The 24,018-nt window shown below is 65.3% G+C and carries 6 protein-coding genes; 2 read left to right on the forward strand and 4 right to left on the reverse strand.

All coding sequences use genetic code 11. The features are described 5' to 3' along the window. Nucleotides 1–122: 122 nt before the first annotated feature. The 3 genes from JQ580_RS15425 to JQ580_RS15435 form a co-directional block, all read right to left on the reverse strand. Nucleotides 123–1,808, reverse strand: coding sequence for a ShlB/FhaC/HecB family hemolysin secretion/activation protein (locus JQ580_RS15425; RefSeq protein ID WP_212280923.1), 1,686 nt, complete (start codon nt 1,806–1,808; stop codon nt 123–125). Nucleotides 1,809–1,819: 11 nt separating this feature from the next. Continuing rightward, a complete protein-coding gene (locus JQ580_RS15430) occupies nt 1,820–18,190 on the reverse strand; it encodes a leukotoxin LktA family filamentous adhesin (protein ID WP_212280924.1) in 16,371 nt (5,456 codons plus the stop codon). A gap of 66 nt (nt 18,191–18,256) precedes the next feature. After that, nucleotides 18,257–19,006 carry a hypothetical protein gene (locus JQ580_RS15435; RefSeq protein ID WP_212280925.1) on the reverse strand — a complete coding sequence of 250 codons (750 nt, stop codon included), beginning with the start codon at nt 19,004–19,006 and terminating at the stop codon, nt 18,257–18,259. Between the two features lie 294 nt (nt 19,007–19,300). On the opposite strand from JQ580_RS15435, the gene JQ580_RS15440 reads away from it, so the two are divergent. Both JQ580_RS15440 and JQ580_RS15445 read left to right on the forward strand, forming a co-directional pair. Next, nucleotides 19,301–20,332 (forward strand): ABC transporter substrate-binding protein, encoded by a 1,032-nt coding sequence (locus JQ580_RS15440; protein ID WP_212280926.1) that lies wholly within the window; start codon nt 19,301–19,303, stop codon nt 20,330–20,332. Then, entirely contained in the window at nt 20,329–23,013 is a 2,685-nt protein-coding gene (locus JQ580_RS15445; protein ID WP_212280927.1) for a hybrid sensor histidine kinase/response regulator, read from the forward strand. Before JQ580_RS15440 ends, JQ580_RS15445 begins: the two co-directional genes overlap by 4 nt. Nucleotides 23,014–23,033: 20 nt before the next feature. Here JQ580_RS15445 and JQ580_RS15450 read toward each other — a convergent pair whose 3' ends face one another. Further along, nucleotides 23,034–24,002, reverse strand: coding sequence for a LysR family transcriptional regulator (locus JQ580_RS15450; RefSeq protein WP_249134197.1), 969 nt, complete (start codon nt 24,000–24,002; stop codon nt 23,034–23,036). Between the last annotated feature and the right edge of the window lie 16 nt (nt 24,003–24,018).

Here is a 24,018-nt window from a genome sequence, read left to right on the forward strand (position 1 = left end):
GCTCCATCCCCCGTCATTGCGAGCGCAGCGAAGCAATCCAGACTTCCTCGGCCGAGGGAGTCTGGATTGATTCGTCGCTTCGCTCCTCGCGATGACGGCGGGGAGAGAGGCGCAACTTTCCGCTACGATTTGCTTCTGCCCGCAACAACTGCCGGCGCCGCACCTTCCAGCTTCTGGAACATCAGCAGCGGCCGAAAGATGACGCGGCCATAGGCCTCGTAATGGTTCTGCGTGGACACCGCCATCTTCACCGGCGTCGCGTAATTCGCCTCGAAGGTCATGAACTGCGCATACGTCCAGGAGAAGCCGACGCCGACGGAGGCCATCTCGGTGACGCCGGGGAAGGTCGAATACACCGCCCCCCAATCGGTGAAGATGTAGGTGTCGAAACCTCTCAGCCATTGCGACCAGTTGTAGTGCAGCTCGGCGTTGAAATAATAGCCGCTGTCTCCGGAGGCCGCATTGGAGGGATAGCCGCGCACGGTGGTGGGACCGCCGATCGAGAAGATCTGGTCGCCCGGCAGCAGCTTCTCCTGCGTGTACTGCCAGCTCGCCAGCACATTGGCGCTGAAATTCGCCGGCCCTGCGGCGCTGGTCGCGATCAGCGAGCCGGTATAGGTGTTGAACGCGCGGTTGTTGCCAAGCACATAGTCATGCCACGCGACGTAGTTGACTGCCGGTGACACCGTGATCGAATAGGTATTGCCGGACTTGGTCACGGAGACGCCGGCCGTGGTCTTGTCGTAGTGATCGTCGGTGACGGCGACAGTGGCAAAGCGGCTGACGGTCTTGCCCTCGGTCAAGGCCGCGTTGAGCAACACCAGCCAGTCCTGGGTCACCCAGACCGGCTGGCTGAAATTGACCGCGGCCTGGCTCGATCGGCCGGTGACGTCGAGCGCGACGAACGGTCCTTGGATGATCTTGATCTTGCCTTCGGTATAGCTGACGCCGGCGCGGCCGCCCCAGGGATTGACCGGGATGCTGTAGGCGACATTGCCGTTGAGATTGCCATCGGACCGGACGCCGTAGAAGGTCAGGCGGTCGTCGACGCCGAACAGGCCGTGGCGCTTGTAGAAGGCCCCGCCCTCCCAACGCCCGGTGTTCTCGGCGCCCTGGTTGTCGGTGAAGAGCTGCAGGGTGTCGACCGGCGGCTCGATCACCGCGAATTGGAGATCGGTCAGGCCGAAGCTGGTGCCTGGCTGCAGCAGCGCCTTGATCTGCACGTCGTTGGTCCGGTTGAACCAGATTACGTCGCGATTGAGCTTGGGAACGTCGAGGACCTCGCCTTCTGGCCTCTTCACGCGATCGAGGATGTAATCGGAGCGGGTCTGCTTGTTGCCCTCGACGGTGGTCTTCTGCAGCCGTCCTTCGGTGAGCTTGACGCGGACGACGCCGCCCTTGGCGTCCTGCTCCGGCAGCGTCGCGATGCCCGTGACGATGCCGCGCGCCGCATAGATGGCGTTGATGTCGGCGACGAGCTGCAACAGCGCGGCGATGTCGACGTGCTTGCCGACATATTTCTTCGCGATGTCATCCAGCTCCGCCGGCGTGATGAATTTGGACTCGTCGAAGGTGACCTTGCGCAGGCGGAATTTCGGCCCGCCCGGCTTCAGGAGCTGGGACTTGTCCCGCTCGCCGCCAATCACCGCCGGCCCGGTGAGCTTGGGCGGGGCGCTCTGCTGCTCGAGCTGCCGCCGCTGCCTGTCGACGTCGTTCTGGATCACGCCGGGATTGATCGACTGGGCGTGCGCGGCGGCGAGGCAGCAAGCTGCAAGCCCGATCGCCAACGATGCCCCCGGAATCCGCATCCCGAATCCAGCTACCATGCCTGTGCGAGACGGCCGACGGCCGGCTTCGCCGGTTCGACCGCCGCATCCTTCCAGCCCGGACGAGCCGCACGCTGTCCCTTCTGGCGCAGCTTGCGCATGTCGCTGATCCCTTCGATGTTGACGGCGGGACCGGACCCGATCGCCTCGACCGGCCGCGGTGTCAGCAGCGCGTCGAGACGCGCCTGGCCGGAGAGACCGAGCAGGTAGAACGTGCCCCCGTCCTTCTTCGCGAGCCATGCCTCGATGCTCTCTTTGCCCTCGCCGTCGACCGCGATGTTGCGCAACATGCTCGCGCCGGTGAAGACATTGCAGCAGGTGTGGGTCGGCCCGTAGTTGGTGACAGTCGCCGAGACGTCGCCGGTGTAGAACACCACATAGGCGTTGCTGACATTGGCGTTGCCGATCTGGCTCATCGTGAACACGCCGCCAGGCTGGTAAAGCTGGAGCGTCGGCCAGTTGGACGGCGCCGGCGTGCGGTTGTTGAGCAGCACCTGCTGAGTGGCTGTGGTGAGCATCAGCTGGCCCGGCACGTAGCCGTTCACGATCGAGACGGCGTGTGCGTCGGTCCAGAAGTTCGCGTCCACCACCCTGAATTGGTTGACGATGATGCTGTCAGGATCGATCCAGACATTGGCATATTTGGCGACACCGCCGTTGTAACCGGTAATGTTCAGGATCAGCGGGATCGACGGGTTCGAACGGACCTGCTCGCCCCTGACGTTGATCGTGTCGGCGGCGAGATCGAGCTCGCTCACGACGCTGACCCAGTTGATCGTCAGGTCGCCCGACGAGGTCATCTTCACGACGTTGCCGCTGATCCGATCGAGCGACACCGAGCCGGCCACGTCGAAATGCGTTTCGCCATGCGCGGAGATCGATCCGCCGCGGAGGGAGCCCGTGTCCGACCGGGCGTTGAGGTCACCGGCATCGCCCGGGATACCCGTGGTGGTGAGCTGGCCGAAGACGATATCGTTCACGGCGTGCAGGGTCTGCGTGCCGCCGCTGATGGCGGCTCCGACGGTGATCCCTCCGGTCGTCGCGGTGACATCGAGCGTGCCGCCCGCGTTGAGATTATCCCAATGCACGACGGTGCCGCTGAGGACCGCGTTGCCGGTCGAGGCCATGAGATGATGACCGGTATTGGTGCCCGCGGCGATCAGCCTCGCCGAGCCATGGGCCGAGACCGAACCCAGCGTCGGCACGCCGCCCGACATCACCGTCTGCGCCAGGATGAAGCCGGTGTCGGCGGTGACGTTGATGTTGCCGTCATCGCCGCTGCTGCCGGTGGCGGCCAGCGACTTGAACGTCACGTTCTCGGTCGCGTGGACCGTCTGCGAGCCGCTGCTGTCGGCGGTGCCGATGACGATGCTGCCATTGTTCGCCACGGCGCGGAAAGATCCGCTCGCGCCGATCGCCGTGCCCGCCAGCACCTGGTCGAGCGTCAAGCCGCCGGCGCCGATGATGTCCACGCTGCCCTTCACCGCGGAGAGCAAGCTCACCTCGGTCTCGGTGAGAGCCCTGACATAGATGTCCCCGGCGCTCGCGCTCGCCGACAGACGCGCGGCACTGAGGGTGAACCGGCTCGTCGCGCTGCCGATGCCGTTCGAGGCGCTCAGCGAAAGCCCCGCGCCCGCGCCGGAAGCGACGAACTTGGTCTGGCCGTCGCCATTGTCGATGATCGCACCAAGCGAGGCGACGCCGCCGGCGGTGACGAAGATCGACGGCGTGTTCGAGGCGGCCGCATACGACAGCGACGAATTCAGCTGGCCGATCGTGGCATCCGCCGTGGTGGTCACCGAGATCAACCCGGCTGCATTGATGGTCGAATAGGCGCCCATCGACAGGCTTGAAGCCACCAGCGTCACGCCGCCCGAGCTGCTGGTCGTAACCACCGGCGCCGCGCTGGTTCCGGCCGCGAAGGTCATGCCGCGGTTGGCGAGCAGTTGCATGAGGCCGTCACTGGCGATGCCGGTGTTGATGAAAAGTGCCCCGCGCGCCACGTTCAGCGTCAAAGCGCCGCCCGCCGTCAGCCCCCCATAGGGACCGCTCGTGCCGACCGCGAGATCGCCGGTCACCGCGAGAATGCTGAGATCGCCGACCGCCGAACCCGTGACCGCGCCGGAGATGTTCACCTGCAGCGGCTGGAACGTCGAGCCGTTGAAGCCGATGCTGCCGCCGGCGCGCAGGTCGAGGTTCGAGCCCAGAATGTGGATTGCCGACCGGTCCGTAAAATCGGCCTCGGCGTAGATGCTGCCGGTTGCGGCCAGCTGGATATCGTTGCCGGCGGCGATGTTGCCGAGGATGAGATCGCCGGTGGCCTGCTTGATGTAGATGCCCTGCCCTGACGAGACCTGGTCGAGCTGATCGTTGGCCGGATCGCCGAAGGCGATCTGGAGCGCGTTCGGATTGGCCGCGGGATTGCTTCCGGCCGTTCCGGAGGGGGCACCGATATTGCCGTGCTCGGCGATCAGGGTCAGGTGGGCGATGTCGCCGGAGATCACGGGCACGCCGGCCACGCCGGCGGTGATGCCGTTCACCGCATGGAGCTTGACGTCGCCGCGGCCAGTCACCGCGATGCCGTCGGCTTGCGCCGCCGCGATCGGCCCGTAGCTCGCGGTGACGCCGCCGAGCGTGAGGCTGCTCTTGCTGCCGAGATAGACATTGGACAGCGCTTTGGCCGAAATCGCGATCGGGTTGTCGACGACGACGAGGTTCTGCTGCGACAGGCTGACCGTATAGGTCGTGACATGGGTGGTCGGGTCCGTGGTCGCGCTGACCGTGAGCTGGCCGGGGCCGGCCGATGCGAGCAACGCCTTCTGCTCATTCGACAGCGTCGAGGAATCGGCGCTGGTGAACGAGAACACCTGGGGCGCTGCCGAATTGCCCACCGAGCCGCGCGGCGCGTAGAGCATGATCTGGTTGGCGCTGATATTGGCCATGACGTTGTCCTCGATCGGCGGCGGCGTCGCGCCGATGGCAGACGAGGAGACCGTGTAGGCGAGCTGGTCGTGCGTCCAGTTCGAGCCCGCGGTGATGATGCTGTAGACCCGCTCGGTCGACGCAAGCGCGTAGCTGTAAGTCGCGCTGTAGCTGTTCAGCGCCGCCTGCAGTGCGGCGTTGGTCGGCAGGCGCTGATCGGTCGCCGCCACGTCCTGGAACAGACTGGTGAACAGGCCCGACGAGAGCGTGCTGCCGAACACGGACCCCAGTGCATCCGCAGGAGCGCTTCCGAGCAACGTCGTCAGCCCGCTCTGGAGCTCAGCCGTCGAGATTTTGCCGAGCAGGAACTGATCCTTCAGGAATCTGGTCGTGGCCTCGACCTTCATCTGTGTCGTCGAGACGTTTGCCGGGTCGATGCCGAGCTTGGCAGCCACCTGTGCCCGCAGCACCGTCAGGCCCACCGAGGTCGGATTGTAGGTGCCGTTGGCAAAGGCGATGTTCTTGAGCTGGAAGTAGTCGTTGTAGGCCGCCGTCACCATGGACTGGTAGCTGTTGACGGCGGCTGTGGCCGGGTTGCCGTTGAGCAGGTTGAGGTTGTCCCAGACCTGCTGGAGATGCGCGCTTTCCGCAGCGGAGATGCCGACGGTCGTACGGCCGTTCAGGATGCTGGCTGGGTTGCCGTCGGAACCGGCTGCCGCCAGGAAGACCGGACCGCCGGCCGACTGGATCGTGCCGATCCGCAAATCGCCCTTGGACTGGACGATGTAGGTGCCGGTGGCGGAAGCGCCGTCGAGAACGCCGCCGTCGGACTGCGACGTACCCGTCGCCTGGATCACCAGCGGCTTGATGTTGGTCAGCGTGGTCGCACCATTGACGACGCTGCTCGTCGCACCGATCGCACCGGCGCTGGAGTTGATCTCGATGTTCTTGCCGATCACGACGGGGGTGGCGGCGTCATAAGCACCCGCCGCGTTGATGTCACCGGTCGCCGAGATGGAGACGCTGCCCTGCGGCGCACGGCCGGAGACACCCGACGCGACGGCGACCTGGTTGATCGAGAGCGAGCCGACGGCCGCGATCGCGATGTCGCGATCAATCGAGGTGGCGGTCAGATTGCCGCCATAGACCTGCACCTGGATCGGAACGCCGTTCGCGCCGAGCGAACCGATGCCGCCATCGCCCTGCAGCGTCACGTTCCTGCCCGAGATCATCGGATTATTGGCGCTCGGACCGGACGTGATGGCCGAATTGGCGCCGGTGGCCCTGACCGTCGTATCACCCGAGACGTTGTTGATCGGGCCGTTGATGACGATGCCGGAGTTCGAGGTCACCGCAACGGTGCTGACGCCGCCGCCGCTGAACTGGATGTTGATCGGGTTCGACGCCTTGACCGTGTTGGTCAGCGTCAGCGTCAGGTGGTCGTACATCTGCTGGTACCAATTGTATTGCGCGTCCGCGCCGCAACACTTCTCGGGATGGGTGTTACCGCCGGCACCGTGATACGAACCGGTCGCGGTGACGACCTCTTGGAAGTTCGCGGTCTGCAATTGGCCGGTATTGCCGCCCCCGCCCGTGGCCTGCATCACGTTTTCGACCAGGCTGACGGCGCGGGTCCAGTTGTCTCCGGACCCGTTCGGCGTGTAGTGCCAGCCATAGTCGAACTGCGTGCTGGTGGTCGGGCGATCGAGCGTCGCCGTGTCGACCCATTGGTAGTACATGTTGGGCTTCACGGCATACTGGATGCCCGCCGTGCCGCTGAGGCCGGTCAGCATCGCGGGGTTGTACGCACTCGCATTGACGCCGGCCGTCCGATACGTCGACACCTGCTGGCCGCCCGACGCGGACGGATTGTAGACGTACCACGTCGTCTGCTGCTGGAGCTGATCGACGATCTGGATCACGCTGGGCGCGCTGACGCCTGTATTGATGGTGTTGGTGACGAGCTGCAGCCCGGTCGAGTTGGTGACATTGATCGTACCGGCGCCACCCTTGACCGCGATCGTGCCCTGGGCGGTGCCGTCGGTCGAGGTCGAGATGATCTTGCCGTTCAGATAGACGTAGCCGCCCGAGCCCTGCACCACGCCGTTCACCATGATCTGGTCGGTGAGCGCGTTGTACTTCACCCCGATCTTGATATCGCTGGAGACCTGCGTCGTCGCAGCCGCCGTGATGTCGTAATAGCTGCCGTTTCGCGCATTGGCCTGGGCCCAGGCGAAGTCCGCGCCGTTGTTGCTGGTCTTCAAGCTATTGATGGCGGACAGCACCCCGCCGCCGATGTCGACCGAGTAGTTGCTGCTCGTGCCGCTCTGGATGAGGCCGTTGACGTTGATGACCCCCGCCGAGATGATGATCGCCTGGCCGAGGATGAAGGGCGCGTTCGCGGGGTTCTGGTACCCCGATGGCGTGGTCGAACTCCAGTTCAAAGACGCGTTCGAGCTCGCCGTCCTCGGCGTGATCACGTCGTTCTGGATATTGACGACCTGGAAATAGGCCGAACATCCCGAGCAATTGAACGGCGTCTTGTACGGACCGCTGTCCGTGTAGACGCCCTGGCCGTCATAAGTCGTCTTCTCCCAAGGCGCGGTCGAGATCGTCTGGACCGTTGGCCCTTCCATTTGCGCGAGCGTGGTGGTGCTGCCGACGCTGCCGGCATTGGGGTTACCGTTACCCGGCGCCCCCGATCCCATCGGCAGGAAGATCGCCGAATAGAGCGAAAGGCCATCGTAATACGTCATCAGCATGCGCGCGGTGAAGATCGTGCTGTTGGCGGCCGTTTGCTGAACACCGCTATGGCCATCGACGCAGCAATAATAGAAATACGGGTGGTTGCCACCGTCGCCGATATGCGGGCTGTAATCGTAGGCGCCATAGGCGCCGAGGAAGGTCGCCGCCGCCATCACCGCCGTCAGCGTGTCGTTGTCGGCCGGCTTGTATTCGACACCGGCCCATTGCGAGGTGACGTCGTGGTTGGAGTTGTAGAAGCTGCCGACGCCGCCCAGGAAGATGAACGAGCCGTTGGGCGCCACCATCTGGATGGTCGCGGCATTGAGCGATTGCGACGCGACGACGCTGCCGAGCTGGCTGGTGATTTTGAGCAGGCCGTTCTCGTTGGTGACGATGCCGTCGAAATAGATGTCGGGCTTGCGGGTCAGCTGGTTGCCGTTGTCGTCGACGCCGAGTCCGGTGCTGGGATCGACGCGGTTGTAGGTCGCCGAGATGTCGATGATCGGCGTCGCGCTCGGCGTGGCCGTGAAGGTCACGTTGGAATGCGAATCCGGGTCGACATGGTCGATCTGGCGGTAAGTGATGTTTCCACCGGTCACATTGGTGACGGTGAGATTCGCGAAGTCCATGAAGTCGAGGCCGCGGTTCTCGACCTTGATCTTCGGCGAGCTCAGCGCGGCGACGGACGGCGCGGTGTGACCGGAGAGGCTGTTTCCGGTCAGCTTCTGCGCCAGGATCGAGACGTTGCCGGCCGACACCAGGATGTCGCCGAACGCGAAGGCGTTGCCGGGGGCGTCGGAGGTATACGGCGCCTGCTGGATCAAGGCGTTGATCTGGCGCTGGGTGTCGCCGGTCGGATCAGCGCCGGACGGCGCCATGGTTGCGGGATGTGCGGACGTCGATGTCGAGAGCTGGGTCCGGATCTGCGTCGCGGTCAGGCCCGTCAGCGTGGCCAGCTGGTTGACGATGTTGTCATAGGGATTGAAGCCGCCGACGATGGTGTACTGGATCGTCTGATGGTCCCAGCTCTTCACTGGGCTGAAATGATCGACATCGGCGACGTATTCGAGCGTGGGCGGCGACGACAGGTTGGGCTTGAGCGGCGAATAGGGACTCGTCGTGCTCAACGTCGGCGCGCTTGCACCGAGATCGATCGTGATCGTCACGTCGTTGTTGATGCCCGCGACCACAATGCCGTTGAGCGCGACATCCCCGGTCCCGCTGGTGTGGCTGTGGTTGTCGCTGTTCTTGGCGCTGAAGATGTCCAGATACGGATTGTAGTTGCTGCCGTTGCCGGACGCCGTGACCTGCCCTTGCGTGGCGCCGAGATAGATGTCGCGTACGCCGAGCACATGCGAGCTGTCGGCAAGCGTCAGGCTGGAGTCGTTGCCGGCATTGGCCGTGCCGCGGTACAGCGTCGAGATCGGAATTACGGTGTTGTTGTAGACGACCGTCGTCGCGGTCGCCTGCACGCTGCTGAAGGTGATGGTGTCGCCGGATATGCCGGCAAGGATGTTGATGTCGCGCCAGGCTTCGATTGTCGTGCTGCCGCTGACGGTGACGGCCTGGCTGGCGTGCACCCAGGTGTTGGTGCTGGCGCCGACGCCCGCGATCGCGCCATAGAGGCTGGCATTGGCATTGTTGGCCGCCGCCATCTTCGCAGCCGAGCCGATATAGATCTTGCCGACGCTGAACAGCTCCCGGGCATTGATGTTGACCGCGAGCGTGGCGTTCGCCGTCATGTTGGACTCGGCGCCGCCGCCGGCGAAGAAGGCGGCGGTGGCGAGGCTCGCCGTATCGTTGGTGTTCAGCGTGTTGTACGCCTCGATGTCGATCACCCCCGTCCCCGTCCTGGGATCGCCGTTGAGGCTTAGGATCGTGCCGCCGCCGATATTGGTGGTGACGGTCTGGGTGACATGGGAGTCGCTCAACGCGGCCGCGCCGGAGAACGAACCGCCGGAGCCCGAGCGCGCGCCGCCGCCAGCCTGGTTGACGATATCGTTGGAGATGACGACGATATTGCCGCCATCCGTGTTGACGATCAGGTGCGTGCCGATCTCAGCCGTAGTGGTCGAGGTAACGTCATTCTGTGCCTTGCCGGCAGAGACGCCGGCCGTGGACGCCTGATAGGCGTCGCCGCTGGCCGCATAATTGATGGTGTGGGTCGCCTTGACGCTGAGGCCGCCGAAATAGAGCGTGTCATCCGTCGCGCCGCCGTCAAACCGCGCATTGGTGACGGCGGTCGAGCTCGTCGTGGCGACCGCTGCGGCGCCGGCATAGGTGCCGCCCGCGCCGACCGTCGCGTTGGAGACGTTGGTGTCCGTGCCGGTGGCGGTGATCTGGAGGATGCCGGTGTAGTCGGTGTGGTTCAGATGGGTCGCGTCCATGTTCGCCAGCGCACCCAGGTAGGCATAGGTGTGCGCGTTCGACGATGTCTGCGCCACTGTTGCGCCGAGCGCCAGGAATCCGGTCGAAAGGCCCGTCGCCTCGGCGTATTGGGCGCTGTCGTTTTCAGCCGCGATGGTCACGTTGGCGTTGGGGAGCGCAATCCCCGTCCCGCCATAGGCGCTGACCGTCGCGTTCTCGGACGCCTGGGCCAGGCTGCCCTGCGCGCCGATCAGCGAGCCGCCGCCGCCGGCGAGCGCCTTGGCCCAGGTCGTCGTGCCATAGATTGTCGTCGTGGTTCCGTCGGAATTGGTCTGCGTACCGACGACCGGGACGAGCGCCATCGCGGTCACGCCGAGCGCGCCGCCCGAGAAAATGGCGTTGTCGCCGACATCGGCAGTCGCGGTGGCTCCGACGGTCGACTTTGCGATCGCGACACCGACGGCCCCGCCACCCACCGAGACGCCAATCGCCTCGCTTGAAAGATTGGGCGTGATCGACGCCGTCACCAACGTGCCGGCACCGGTCGCGGACGTGGTGATCGAAACGCCGGATCCGATCTCGGCGAGCACGCCCGAGTTCTCGTGGGCCTCTGCATCCGCGCCGACGCCGGCGACGATACCGCCGCCGAGCGCGGTTGCGGTCGTGCTCATTCTGCCCGCACCCGCGGCTCCAACCGCCAATGTCGAGGTATTGACGGCGGCGCCGTTCAGAACTCGCGCTGCGACCGAGCTGCTTCGGCTCGCCGTTGCGACCGAAGCGCCGACCGCCACGGCACCGGCGCTGGCGCCGCCGGTGAAGACGACCTGGCTCGACGAATCCAGCGCCATGACGGCGGCGGCGCCCGTGCCGGTGATCTGGCCGCCGAGCATGGCGACCACGGAATTGTTGACATTGCCGACCGCCACGGCGGCCTGGGCGCCGAAATAGAGCGCAGCGCCGCCGGCGATCGCCTCGGTGTCAATGGTCTTGCCGGCATAAGGTCCCGTGCTGGCGTCCTTGACCACCGCCGCGACGTTGACCGCGGTCGCCGAGACCGTCAGAGGCGTAGCCGCAGCCTCCAGCACGCCGGAGCCATTGCGTCCGTAGTCACTCAGATTGGCGAACACCGTGCTGTTGACGCTGGTGTAGCCGATACCGGCCCCGATACCCACGTTCTTGGCAAAGCCGGCGCCGAGCAGATACATCTTGGCCGCGTTGGCGCTGGTGGCGGTGACGTTGACCTGCGTGCCGATGACGTTGCCACCGGCGATCTGCGCGACGACGGCGTCGTTGCCGCCGCTCAGTACGCCGCCGACGTCGTAGGTCGAGGTGGCATTGGCGTTGCCCGGATTGCCGGCCGTCCCGCTCCCGACCGCGTCGCTGCCATGTGTGGTGCTGGTTCTCGCGTTCACCGCCGCGATCGTGCCGTCGTTACCCTGATTGAGCTGGCCGGTCTGCTGGCCCTGGGTGTCCGCATCGGCGGTGTTGGTGCCGATCATGACGACGCCGACGGTCGCGCCGATACCGACGCTGCCGCCGATGCCGGCGGTGACCGCGTAGGACAGCACTTCCTTGGTGCTGAGCGCGGCGACATTGATCGCACCGGACGAATTCAAGTTGCTGTTGCGGCTCTCGGCGATGGTCTGGCTCTTGAACGAGATGACGTTGGCGGCGGCGCCGACACCGACGCCCGCCCCGCTGGCGGCGACCGCGAGCGCACCTGCAATCTCCTTGATCGCCACGTCCTCGGTCGCATTGATGGTGACCGCGCCGGCCGCACCGCCCGTCACCGATTGCAGCGTGGTATCGTAGACGCCGGCGATCGTGGTGTTGCTGGCGATCTCGATGTTCGCCATTCCCGCGATCGCCGCCGTGCCGGTCGAGAGCGCGCCGCCGACCGCGTAGGCCTCGAACCGGTTCTTGGTGGTAGCCTCGACGTCGAGCGCACCGCTTAGATTGAGCGCGGTCGTGTGCGCGGCGCCGTTGCCCTGATAATGGAATTCGTCGCCGACATAGGCCTCGGTTCGGTTCGAGGAGACCTGGACCAGGAATGCCGCGCCGATCGCGGCCTGGCTGCCATAGGCGCCGGAGCCGTTCGCGGAGAAAATGCCGGTGTTGTTGGTGGCGTTCACCGTCAGCGACGCAGCCGTTAGCGCGCCGCCGTCGACATAGGCCTCCGTCGTCGCCTGAAACACGTTCAACCCGACCGAGCCGGTGTTGAACCCGATCGCGATTGAGGACGCATCCTGCTCGGCATTGGCCTTCACGGTGACGGCGCCGACCGTCGGGCTCGACGACTGGACGCCTCCGACCGTGGCATTGGTGATGTAGGCGCGGGTGTCGCGCGACATCGTGGTGCTGATGATGGTGGCGCCGCCGCCGCCGTTGCCGGTGGGCGGAACGATGCCCGCGCCGAGCGTGCCGGAATAGGAGAAGCTCGATGCCGCGACCTCGATCTGCGGCGCCAGCGTCGACGAGGTCAGGCGGGTGTCGATGGCGGCGCTGTCGATATAGGCCCGGGTCGCCCCGCTCATCACGTTGGTGATCGGGTTGATCATGATGGCGATGCCGCTGCTGGCGGAGAGCGAGGCGACATTGGCCACGACCGCCTGGTGCGAGCTCGCTACGACGGCAAGTCCGCGCACGGTGTCCTGGTTCTCGGAAAGGTCGGGCGTGCTGTCGCTCGGCGCATGGGCTGCGCCAAGATCGAAGGCATGGACGAGCGTTCCGTTGTTGACCGACAGCGTATCGGTGGTGCTGGTCCCGCGCGCATCGACCCTTGTGTTGGCCCCGCTGATATAGGCGGCCGTGGTTCCGGTAATCTTGTTGGTCACCAGCGAACCGGCACCGCCTGCCGCCCCCTTGCTGATGGACACGGCGCCGGCGAACACCGCCGCCTTGTCGTTGTTGCCGGCGATCACGCCGACGTTGTTGGCAGCGATCACGTCGGCGCCGTTGATACCGTCGGTGCCGGCAGCCGAGACGCTGGCGGTGACGTTGGTGCCCATCAGATTGGTGGCGACCGAACCCGCCAGCCCGACCTGTGAGGACATCGCGACACCGACTGCGACAGTCGAGATGTTGGCGTTCGAGTTCGCGTTGACGGCGACGCTGCCTGAAGCGGTCAGCTTGGAGCCGGTGACGCCGGCACTGACATTGTTGGCGATGCTGCTGTAGACGAGCGCCAGGCCCGCGGCGCTGCCTTGCGTCGAGGCGACCGCGATCGCGGCAGTCCCTGTGATGCTGGAATTGTCGGTCGCGGAGACCGAGATGTTGCGGCCCGTGACGGAGGATTGTGACGCGCTCGACAGGTTGTTGCCGATCGTCGCCGAGACGGTGTTGGCAATCGAGCTGATCGTGGTGCCGCCGACGCCGGCAAACTGTCCCGTCGCCAGACCGAAGCCGATCGTGACCGCCTGGATCCTGGAAGAGTCGACCGCGCTCACACTGACATTGCCGTTACTGCCGGCGGTCATCAGGACGTTGGCGATATAGGCCGAATGCGTCGTTGCGATCGTATTGTAGACGATCGAGGCGCCCACATTGTTCTTGCCGGCCTGGATCAGGCCCGCAACGGAAACGATGCTGGCTCCCGGACCGTTCCCCGTGCCGTCGTTGAGCGCAGCCGCGCTGAAGTCGATGCAATTCTGTCCGCCCGTGCCGCCGGCGACCGTGCAGGTGTCCGTGGCGAGATGATTGTTGTTCGACTTCTTGACGAGGTTGCCGAGCGCGGTGTCCAGCGCCGACACCGCGCCGCTGTCTGCCAGCACCGTCACGCGGCCGACATTGATGCTCACTGTCGAGCCGCTGTTGATATAGGCCGTGGAGGTCGGCGCGATCTCGCTGACGACGACCGCGCCGGCAAGACCGTTGGACCCTGCCCCGCCCGTGGCCGCACCGGCGGCAATGACGCTGGCGCTATCGGCCAGCACCAGCAGCGTGTCGTAGTTGGAAATTGAAGTACTGCGGATATGCGCGTCGGTGGCGTTGCCGCCCGTGGGATCTGCGATCGACGCGTAAGTCAGCCCGATGCCGACGCCGGCCTGGCCACCCGAGATATAGAGCGAACCGCCGCCGATCGCGATGTTCGTGGTCTGATAGGCGTCGACCTCCAGCGCGCGGTTGACGCCGCTCGCTTGTCCCGTGATCGTCGAGCTCTCGATATAGGCATTGGCGCTGTCCGTGATGATGCCAACGGAGGCTGACAGCGACGCCGAATTGGATTTCGATCCCGCCACGCCGAGGGCGACGACGGTCTCCGAGCCGCCATTGAGCGCCTGCACCGTCAGCGAACTCTGGTTGTTCATAGTGGTGCCGTAGATATAGGCGAGCGTCGCATTGTTCGACATCGCCGCCGCGATCGCGCCGCCGATCGCAGCCCCCGCGGCGGAGCCTCCGGCGAGATTGAGCGCCGCGGAGCCCGAACCATTGTTGAGCATGGTGTCGTTGAGCGCCTGAACGATCGTGTTGGTCACCACCGCGCCGGTCGTCGTGTACTTGTTGACCGTCGTGTTCCTGATATAGGCGCTGGTGCCGAGCGAGACGTCACTCACCGACGAACTGCCAGCGAGATCGAGGCTGAAGCCGCTGGTGCTCGATCCCGAAGTCGAACCGATCTTGCTCGCGGCCGTCGCCACCCCGGCGGCCCCTCCGGTCGAGGCTGCGCCGGCAGCGTCGGCCTTGTCGGAGAAACTCGACGACGCCGGGTCCGAGACGGCGGCCGCGACGGCGGCCGCGGTGATGCGCCCCGAGGTGGTCGCGCTGAGCGTCAGGTTGTCGACGTTGACCGCTCCGCTCCCGCCACTGGTGCCGGCGAATGGATCGTTGGCGCTGAACACGCCGGGCCGGATATCGGAATGGTTGTCGCCGATATAGGCGGAGGTGTCGGTATTTGCGCCGAGATAGGCGACCGACAAGCCGACCGCCGAACCGCCGCTGCCATTATAGCTCATCGCGCCGGACAGCGTCACGACCGACAAATCCTGCTGCGCCAGGATGCCGACGGTCGGTGCATAGACGGTGGCTTGGCTCGAGATCGACGCATGCGTCGTGTTGTTCAGGAAACCGAGCGAGGTGATGCCGTTCAGCGCCAGCGCGCCCGCCGCCTTGCCGGACGAGGGTGCGACAGCGACGAACTGGTCGGAGGTGATCGCGTTGACGGCGATGTCGTCTGCCGCACGCAGCGTCGCGCGGTCCGAGACGCCGGCGATGGTGTTGGTGTTGAACTGGACGAGATTGAGCGCACCGCCCACCGACGAGCCGCCCGAGGTGTTGCCGAAAAGGAAGCCGAGCGTGCCGACATTGCCGGCCGCGTCAATCGACGCCATAGTCGTGGTGGCCGCGACCTGGATGCTGGTGTCGTAAGTGTGGACGTCGCCATTGTTTACCGTCGCGGACCAGCTGCTGCCGCAGGCCGCGGTGGTGCAAGTCGCGGTCAGACTGGCGCTGCCGGCCACCCAGGCCGTCGTGTTGTTGTTGACGACGAAATGGTTCATCGAGCCGGCGAGGCCGATCACGTCGCCAGCGTCGGCCGTAGCGTTGGCATAGCTCGTCAGGATATTGCCGCCAACGCCGAGATTGCCATTGAGATGGCCGAGGACCTCGGTCAATCCATCCCACTTCAGCCAGGTATTGGTGATCGGCATCGAGGTGGTGGCCTCAACGGCGATGTTGGCCGCGTTGACGGTGGTGCCGCTGCCGATATAGGCGTTGGAATTGTGGTTGAAATTGCCCCAGGCGACCGCCGCGCTGATCGCGACGCCCTCACCGCTGGTTACGTCCTTGGTGATCGCGGAAGCCGTCGCATTGCTGCGCACGCCCCGATCGATGACGGTGCTGACGACCGCGACGTTGCCGCTGACATAAAGGCCCGGCGCCCCGCCGCCCGGATTCTGGCCGATGGATGCCGTCGCGTTTTCAGTGCTGTTGGCCAGCGACAGAGCACCGGCGGCCTTGAAATTGAAGTTCACCGGCATCAGCGAGACCATCTGCTGAGCCATCATCCCCGTCAGGCTGGGGCTGGAGACCAAGACCCCCTGGATCGCGCCGACCAGGGCCGGCGTACCGACGATGGTCGACGCCATGGTCGAGTTGCTCGTGGTGTTCGAGGTCGCCTCGACCAGAACGGAGCCGTTCATCCGCGACGACGCGCTGGTGCCGAGCGACGAGCCGAGCTTCGCGGTCGCGGAGGTGGTGACGTCGCTGATGGCGAGCGCGCCGCCGACGCCACCACTCGCATTCGGCGTGCTCAGGGCCACCGATGTGGCACCGGTCGAGAACGAGTTGTTGTTGATCGCACGCAGCGTCAACGAATTGCCGGATGCGCTCACGTTGCCGACGGAAAGATTTGCGCCGGTCGCGACGTTGGCGGTGGTCGAGACCGAGCCGGTCGAATAGGCAACGGTCTCGACGAATTGGGCGCTGGAGGTCGCCGCGACGGCGGTCACGTTCAGCGTCGCGTCGTTGGTGGCATGGATGGCGAGGTTCCCGCTGGCACTGATCGTAGCGCCTGAGGCCACGTTGGTCGTAACGTTGCCATCGATCTTGCCGACGACCGCGGACGCGCCGATCGGCGAGCCGCCGGCTAGGGTGCTCGCCAGCGCCGGATCCTGCGCCGTCTCCGAGCCATGCGAGGCGATCATGATGTTGCCGGCGCCGTTGATGTTGGCGTTGCCGTTGATGTTGATCGTCGCCGTGGCGCTCGCGGCCACATAGCCGCCGTTGATGCCGAGAAGCGAGGCCGCAAGCGTGGTGCCCACCAGCGTGAAGAGGCCGGGCACCGAACTCGTGAAGCTGGAGGTCGCGGTCGACGTCGCGCCGATCGAAATGTCGCCGCCGGTGATCTGACCGTCGACCGTGATCCCTGTGATCGCGGTGGCCTGGCCCGACAGCCGGGTGTCGCTCGCCGTCGCCGTCAGCGTGACATTGCCGTTGGTGTAGTGGGAGCCACCGAAATCCACCACCTGGGCCAGAATCCTGGCGCCGCTCGACATGGTGATATTCGGCGCGTCGATGGTGACGTTGTTGGCATTGCCTGTCGAATGGCCATTGGCATCGAGCCGTCGGGCATCGATCAGCGCATGCGCAGCCAGCGTGATCGAATTGTCGGCCTGGACCAGATAGGTGGCGCCGGCGCTCAGCGCCGCAATGGCGTTGGCGACCGAGCTGTTCGACAGCGTCACGCCGGTGTCGCCCTGGCTCGCGTCACCGATGACCACGTCGGTCGGGTCGATCAGCAGCGTGCCGGCCCGGCCGGCCGGTGCGCTGAGGTTGATGTTGACGCCGCTGCCGACGTCGATGACGCCATTTCCGCTCAGTTCGACCAGGCCCGCATTGCCCGTCTTGGAGCTGGCATTGAACTTCGCGCCGCTCCTGACGGTGACGTCGTTGACGGCCTTGACGAGAACGCCGCCGGCATCTCCCGTCCTGCTCGCCGTGCTCAGCCTGGCATTCTTGCCGATGTCGATGTTGTTGCCGGCCACGACGGTAACGTCGCTCGGCGTCGTGGTCTTGCTGCGCGCGGTCAGGCGGCCGTTGACACGGGCATTGTTGACGGCGCCGATATGGATCGAACCGTTGCTGACGGTGATCGCGCTGGCGCTGCGCAGGCCCTTGGAATTGACGGACGCCGCGAACTTCGCGGCGTGGTCGAGATTGGCGATGTCGCGCTGGGTGGCGCCACCGACGAAGACGTTCTGGCCCGTCAACCGCACGCCGTCCTGGGCGTTGACGCGGCCGTAGATGCGGATGTTGCCGTCCGGCGAAACCGGGAAGGAGCCGGCCATCAGATTGCCGACGGCCGTGCCATTGATCGCGCCTCCCGGGCCGATCAGGCTATCGGTGAACTCACGGGTCGGCGTCGAGACGTTGAGGCTGCCGACATTGACCACGCCGCTGCGACCGACCACGAATCCCTTGGGATCGGCGAAATAGACGTTGCCGCCGATCGAGCCGTTCATGTAGGAGTTCAGCGTACCGTTGACGTAGACCGGCGCGTCGCGAACAATATTGACGAGGTTTTGCGTCCCCGTCGGCAGTTGCAGATTGACGGTGTTGCCCTGTCCGACGCTGAACTGCGAGAACGAGTTGAAGGCGCTGTTGCCCGAGACAGTCGACGTCGTGACCTTGGTGACGCTGCCGGAGGTCTGGAGGCTGGTTCCGGTCCGTCCATCCGGGACGATGACGTTCGCCGTCTGCGCCTGAACGCGGACGCTGTAAACCGGCAGGAAGACCATCTGCATCGCGCAGAGCAGCGACATCGAACGGAAGCGCGCCAGCCCGCGCAGCGTCGTCCGCTCGTCATCGTCTCGCGCCGCAGATGGTCCGGGCATGTCAGATCCTCTTCATCGGCATTGGCGCCGATCCACAACTTGGTGGGAGAATGTGCGATCCGGGCATCAGAACTGGCCGGGCGGTAGCTTGAAGATGTCGGGGCTCTTGGCGTCGGCCACGTAGAACAGCAGCAGGCTGGTCGGCGTCAGCACACGCTGATTGTTCTCCTTGTTTTCGAATGTGCCCTGCAGCAGCAGGATCACCGAACGATCCTTGGCGTCGCTGCCGCGGAACATCACGATGCCGCCGGCGACGGGCATGTTGACGGCGATGGAGTCGGGCTTGAAGCCTTCACCCATGAAATGGGCGCGCAGGATGTTGGCGTTGGAGAACAGCTTCTCCGGCGTCATCGCCGCGTCGGTCCCCTTCGACCAGACCGCGCCGACCTGGATCAGCGACTTCGATTTGTAGCCGAACACATAGGAGAGCTCGGCGGTGCCACCGTTGGGCAGCAGGTCGGGGGCCGAATACAACAGGCTGTGCGTCAGCTCTGACGCGTTGTCCTGTGACTTGATGGCGTCGGGCTTGGCGTTGAAATCCTTCGTCATCGCCGCGCGCACGTCGGCCTCGTTCATGCCGAACTTGGCGGAGCGGAAGCCGTCGATGGCCTTGGTCTTGTCGTCGGCGGCCGGTGTCTCGGCCGAATTTGCCCCGGCGGCGACAGGGGTGCCGGCTGCGGCGGGAGTACCTGCCGCAGCGGCTCTGGGAGCCGGCGCAGCCTTCTGCTTCGGTACGGCGCCCTGGGCCGCGAGCGGTCCGGCTGCAATGCAGGTGAGCAGGCCGACGACGGCCGGAACGAGATAGATTTTGCGCATCGAGAACCTTCGAAAACAACCTGAAACAACGCTTCAAAAATCGGCAGCTACCAAATCCCCTTCCCCCCGCACCGTCGTCGTCTCCAAGACGGAAAATGTTGCAACGCGAAGGCGTGGCAAGGCGTCACGAAGGGGACAACACGCGAAGCAGCGACTCTTTGGCCGCGTAGGAATACGGTATCGTGCTGCCAAACGCTGCGAATGAGCATTCATAAGCGCATTTTTTCATCAATTGTGGATGCCGGCCGTTCGCGCTAAGCATCCGCTGGGGCAAGCCAGCATGCGAAGAATTTCATGACCGAACGGCCTCCCGCTCTCGCGGTGGATCGCCGCGGCTTCATTCGACTTGCGGGCGCAGCCGCCGCAGGATGGGTCGCGCTCGGCGCAACGTCGGATCGCATGCGGATCGTCGCATCGTTGACCGCCTTGCCGCTCGACGACGAGCTGACCCGGCGCAGCATGATCGACAGCGCGACCTCCCGCCTCGGCGGCCTCATCGTCGGCTTGCGGCAGCGCGGCTGGGTCGAGGGCGTCAACTTCCGCCTTGAGCTCCGTTCGAGCTTCGGCCCACCGGGTCGGATGAAGGCGGCAATTCAGGAATTGCTGGAGCTCAAGCCGGACGTGATTCTGACGGGGTCGACGGTCGAAACCGCAGCGGTTCTTGCCACCACCAAAACCATTCCGATCGTGTTCGCGACCGCCAATGATCCCGTCGGCAACGGCTTCGTTGAAAGCCTCGCCCATCCCGGCGGCAACGTAACGGGCTTCACCAGCAGCACCGCCGAGATGGGCGGCAAATGGCTCCAGCTCGTCCGTGAGGCCGTGCCGGATATTTCCCGCGTGGGCGCCCTGTACAACCCGTCGACCACGCCTCGGGCGGGACGCTTCTTCCTGGACTCGATCGAGCAGGAGGCGGCCGAGTGCGGCGTGTCCGTCATCCCCGTCCCGGTCGACGCGCCTGCCGACATTGACGAAGCCGTCCGGCGCTTCGCCGAACAGCCGAAGGGGGCGATGATTGCGCTGGTCGATAGCTTCCTCGTCGTCAACCGGCAGGCCGTCGTTGCGGCGGCCGCCAAGTATCGCTTGCCCACGATCTATCCGTTTCACTACTTCATGGATGCCGGCGGATTGATGAGCTACGGCCCGACGCTGGAAGTGCGCTCCGCCGATTACGTCGATCTGATCCTGCGCGGCACCAAGGCCGGCGATCTTCCGGTGCAATCGCCGCGGAAGTACGAGCTCCTGATCAACCGCACGGTCGCCCGATCGCTGGGCTTGAGCATTCCCTTCACGCTGCTCGCGCGCGCTGACGAGATCCGCGAGTGAACGAGACGATCGACCAGGGACCGTCGCGGCCCCCCCCCGGCCGGCTGTTCCGCAAATATCTCTACTCGATCGTCGCCCTCGCCTTTGCCGCGCTCGCCATCAACACCGGCTTCGACGTCTGGTTCTCCTATCGCGAGCAGAAGCAGCTTCTGGCGGCCACCCAGCGCGAACAGGCCGCGTCCGCAGCGATCCAGATCGGCCAATTCATCGGCCAGATCGAAAGCCAGATCAGATGGCTGGCGCGCCTGCCGCCGGAACTGTCGACCAACGAAGACCAGCGCCTGAACGCGATCCGTCTGCTGCGCCTGTCGCCGGCCATCGCGGAAATCGCCGAGCTCGATTCGCAAGGGATCGAGCGGGTGCGCGTGTCGCGCCGTGTGGCGGACAGGATCGGCAGCAAGGCCGACCTCTCGGCGTCGCCGGCCTTCCGAGGCGCCAACGAGAGCCGGGCCTATTACGGGCCGGTCTACTTCTTCGGCGACACCGAACCGTACATGACGTTGTCCACACGCGGCACCGGTCGCAATCCCGACGTGATCGTCGCCGAAGTAAATCTGCGTTTCATCTGGGACCTCGTCACCGGCATCAGGGTCGGCAACACCGGCAAGGCCTACGTGGTCGACCGCATGGGCGTCTTGATCGCGCATCCCGATCTGTGGCGGGCCCTGCAGCGCAGCGATCTCTCGGGACATGCGGACGTCCGCGCCGCGCTCGACGGCGTGGGGCCGCCCTCCGGCGGGCTGGTCAAGGAGGATCTGACCGGCCAGCGCGTGTTGTCGACCTATGCAACGGTCCCCTCGCTCGGCTGGCTGGTGTTCGTCGAGCTGCCGCTCAGCGAAGCCTATGCGCCGATCTATGCGTCGATCGGCCGTTCGACGTTTCTCCTCGTCGCCCTGCTCGCCGGTGCGGTGCTGGTCTCTCTCTTTCTCAGCCGGCGCATGACGGGGCCGATCCAGCTCCTGACGCAGGGCGCACGGCGGATCGGCAGCGGCGATCTCGGCCTGCGGCTCGCGATCAAGACCGGCGACGAGCTGGAGGCACTCGGCGACCAGTTCAACCGGATGGCCGCACAGTTGCGCCATTCCTACGCGACGCTCGAGCGCAAGGTGATCGAGCGCACCTCCGAGCTGGAGAAGGCGCGCGATCAGGCGCTCGCCGAGCACGACGCCGCCGAGCGCGCGCGCAGCGTGGCGGTGGCCGCCAACGAAACCAAATCGCGCTTCCTCGCCGTCGTCAGCCACGAGCTGCGCACGCCGCTGAACGGCGTCATGGGCGTGCTGCAACTGCTCGACGACGGCAGCCTCGGCGAAGCGCAGCGGCGTCATCTGACGACCGCGGCCGCGTCGGGTGAGACGCTGATCGCACTGGTCGATGCTATCCTGGAATATGCGAGGCTGGAGGCCAGCACCGAGGCCCTGGAGCCGCGCAGTTTCCGCCTCGACCAGCTGATCGAAACGGCCGCCGACCTGATGCGTCCGCAGGCCCTCGGCAAGGGCCTGGCCTTCGATCTTGTCTGCGATGTCTCGGTCAAAACCACCGTGCACGGCGATCCCGTCCGTCTCAACCGCATCCTGCTCAACCTCATCGGCAACGCCATCAAGTTCACGCCAGCGGGCGGGATCACCGTGAACGCGACCGCCGATCGGCAAGATGATCACATCCTGCTGCGCATCACGGTCCGCGACACCGGCATCGGCATCGCCCCCGACATGCACGAGCGGATTTTTGAGGATTTCGTGCAGGCGGACGACAGCATCGCGCGGCGGTTCGGCGGCACGGGCCTGGGACTCGCAATCGCGCGGCGCCTCAGCCGCTTGATGGGCGGCGGGCTGACGGTTGCCAGCACGCCGGGCGCGGGCAGCACGTTCACGTTCGAGGTGCCGCTTGGCGAGGCCGCGAGCAGTGTCGCGCAAGGTGCGGTCGCGCCGCCGACGCGGCAGCTCCGCGTGCTGCTGGTCGACGACGATCCCGTCAATTGCGAGGTCGGCGAAGCGATTCTGAGGCGGCTCGGCCATCATCCGACCATCGCGAGGAATGGTGCCTCCGCAGTTGCTCTTGCCGGTGAGCAGTCGTTCGACGTCATCCTGATGGACCTGCACATGCCCGACATGGACGGCGTCGAGGCGGCATCGCGGATCGGCAAGCTCGACCTGCCGAGGATGCCGCGCATCATCGCCGTGACGGCGGACGTATCTTCCGGCGCGCGCGAACGGCTGACGGACGCAGGCATTGTCCGGGTCGTCAGCAAGCCGATCCTGATCAACGCGCTCCGCGAGGCGATCGATGACGATTTGAAGGTCGAGCCGGCAGCCGTGCAACTCTCCGCGGGCGGACTGATCGACAGACACTTCCTCGACGACCAGCGGGAGCTGCTGGGGTCCGCTCAAATCGCAAAGCTCCATCATTTGCTCGGAGAGACCACCGAAAACCTGATCGACGACATCGCGAACGCCGCGGCGACCGGCGATCGGAAGCGACTCGCGCGCTCGGCGCATCAACTCGGCAGCGCCGCCAGCGCGCTCGGCCTCGTCCGCTTGTTGGAGCGTTGCCGCGAGGTCGAGCTTGCGGCCTCCTTGATGTCCCTTGCCGAATGCAAGGACGCTGCCCGCGAGCTTGCTGCGCTTCAAAAGGCCTCGACGAGTGCGCTGAACGATCTGCTCCGTCCGGTGGACAGCCGCTAATCAGGTAGTATTCGATCTGGTCAACGCGGATGCGCCGCCGACAACAGGTGATCGACATCGGCTGCGACGCGTTTCTCGAGGAAGCCCATGACCGCCTTGATGCGGGCGATGTGGAGGAGGTCCTCGTGTACGGAAAGCCAGATGTCGCGGACCGAAAAATAGCTCGGCAGGATCGGCCGCAGATCCTTGTTATGGGCCGCCACGTAGGACGGCAGCATGGCGATGCCGAGCCCATTTGATGCCGCCATGTATTGAGAGACCAGGCTGGTGCTGCGAAAAACGACATGGGCCGGCCGCAGGATGTCGGACAGCCAGCGATTCTCTTTGATGTGAATGTGCTCGTCGATGAAATCGATGAAGTCGTGGTTGTCGAGGTCCCTCAGATCGGCCGGGGCTCCCGCGCGCTGCAAATAGGCATTTGACGCGTAAAGATAGATTCGGAACTCGCCGATTTTCTTGACCGAGAGCCGCCTTCCCTTTGGTCGGAAGAAGCTAATGAAGATATCGGCCTCACGGCGCGTCATGTCGAGCAGTCGTGTATCGGTGATCAACTCAACCTGAATCGAGGGCCACGCCTTGCTGAACGCGGCCATGCAGCCCGTCAGGTACATGCTGCCGATGCCTTCCATGGCGGCAATTCGCACTGCGCCAGCCGCGTCCGCCTTCTCGGAACCGACCACCGTCTCGATGATCGCGTTGGCGTTGTCCTCCATGCCCTCGGCGAACTGAAGCAGCCGCAGGCCCGCCTCGGTTAAGGCGAAGCCGGCCTTGCTGCGCTTGAACAGCGTGGTGTTGAGGCTGCGTTCGAGCTCCCTCACCCGCCGGCTGACGGTGGTGTGGTCGACCTTCAGCTTCTGGCCGGCGCGAACCAGATTGCGGGTGCGCGCGACCTCCAGGAAAAAGATCACGTCGTCCCAATTGTAGCGCAGCGTTCGCGCAGCCTTTGCCATCTCGGCCGTCCTGACATGCCCGTTCGCGAGCTTTGGCATCTAATACTCGCTACTT

The organism is Bradyrhizobium sp. SZCCT0148 (assembly GCF_018129985.1).
Lineage (GTDB): Bacteria > Pseudomonadota > Alphaproteobacteria > Rhizobiales > Xanthobacteraceae > Bradyrhizobium > Bradyrhizobium japonicum_H.

Excerpts from the sequence above, each read along its gene's own strand:
- JQ580_RS15435 (WP_212280925.1), bottom strand. The coding sequence starts at position 19,006 with ATGCGCAAAATCTATCTCGTTCCGGCCGTCGTCGGCCTGCTCACCTGC.
- JQ580_RS15430 (WP_212280924.1), bottom strand. The coding sequence starts at position 18,190 with ATGCCCGGACCATCTGCGGCGCGAGACGATGACGAGCGGACGACGCTG.
- JQ580_RS15440 (WP_212280926.1), top strand. The coding sequence starts at position 19,301 with ATGACCGAACGGCCTCCCGCTCTCGCGGTGGATCGCCGCGGCTTCATT.
- JQ580_RS15450 (WP_249134197.1), bottom strand. The coding sequence starts at position 24,002 with ATGCCAAAGCTCGCGAACGGGCATGTCAGGACGGCCGAGATGGCAAAG.
- JQ580_RS15425 (WP_212280923.1), bottom strand. The coding sequence starts at position 1,808 with ATGCGGATTCCGGGGGCATCGTTGGCGATCGGGCTTGCAGCTTGCTGC.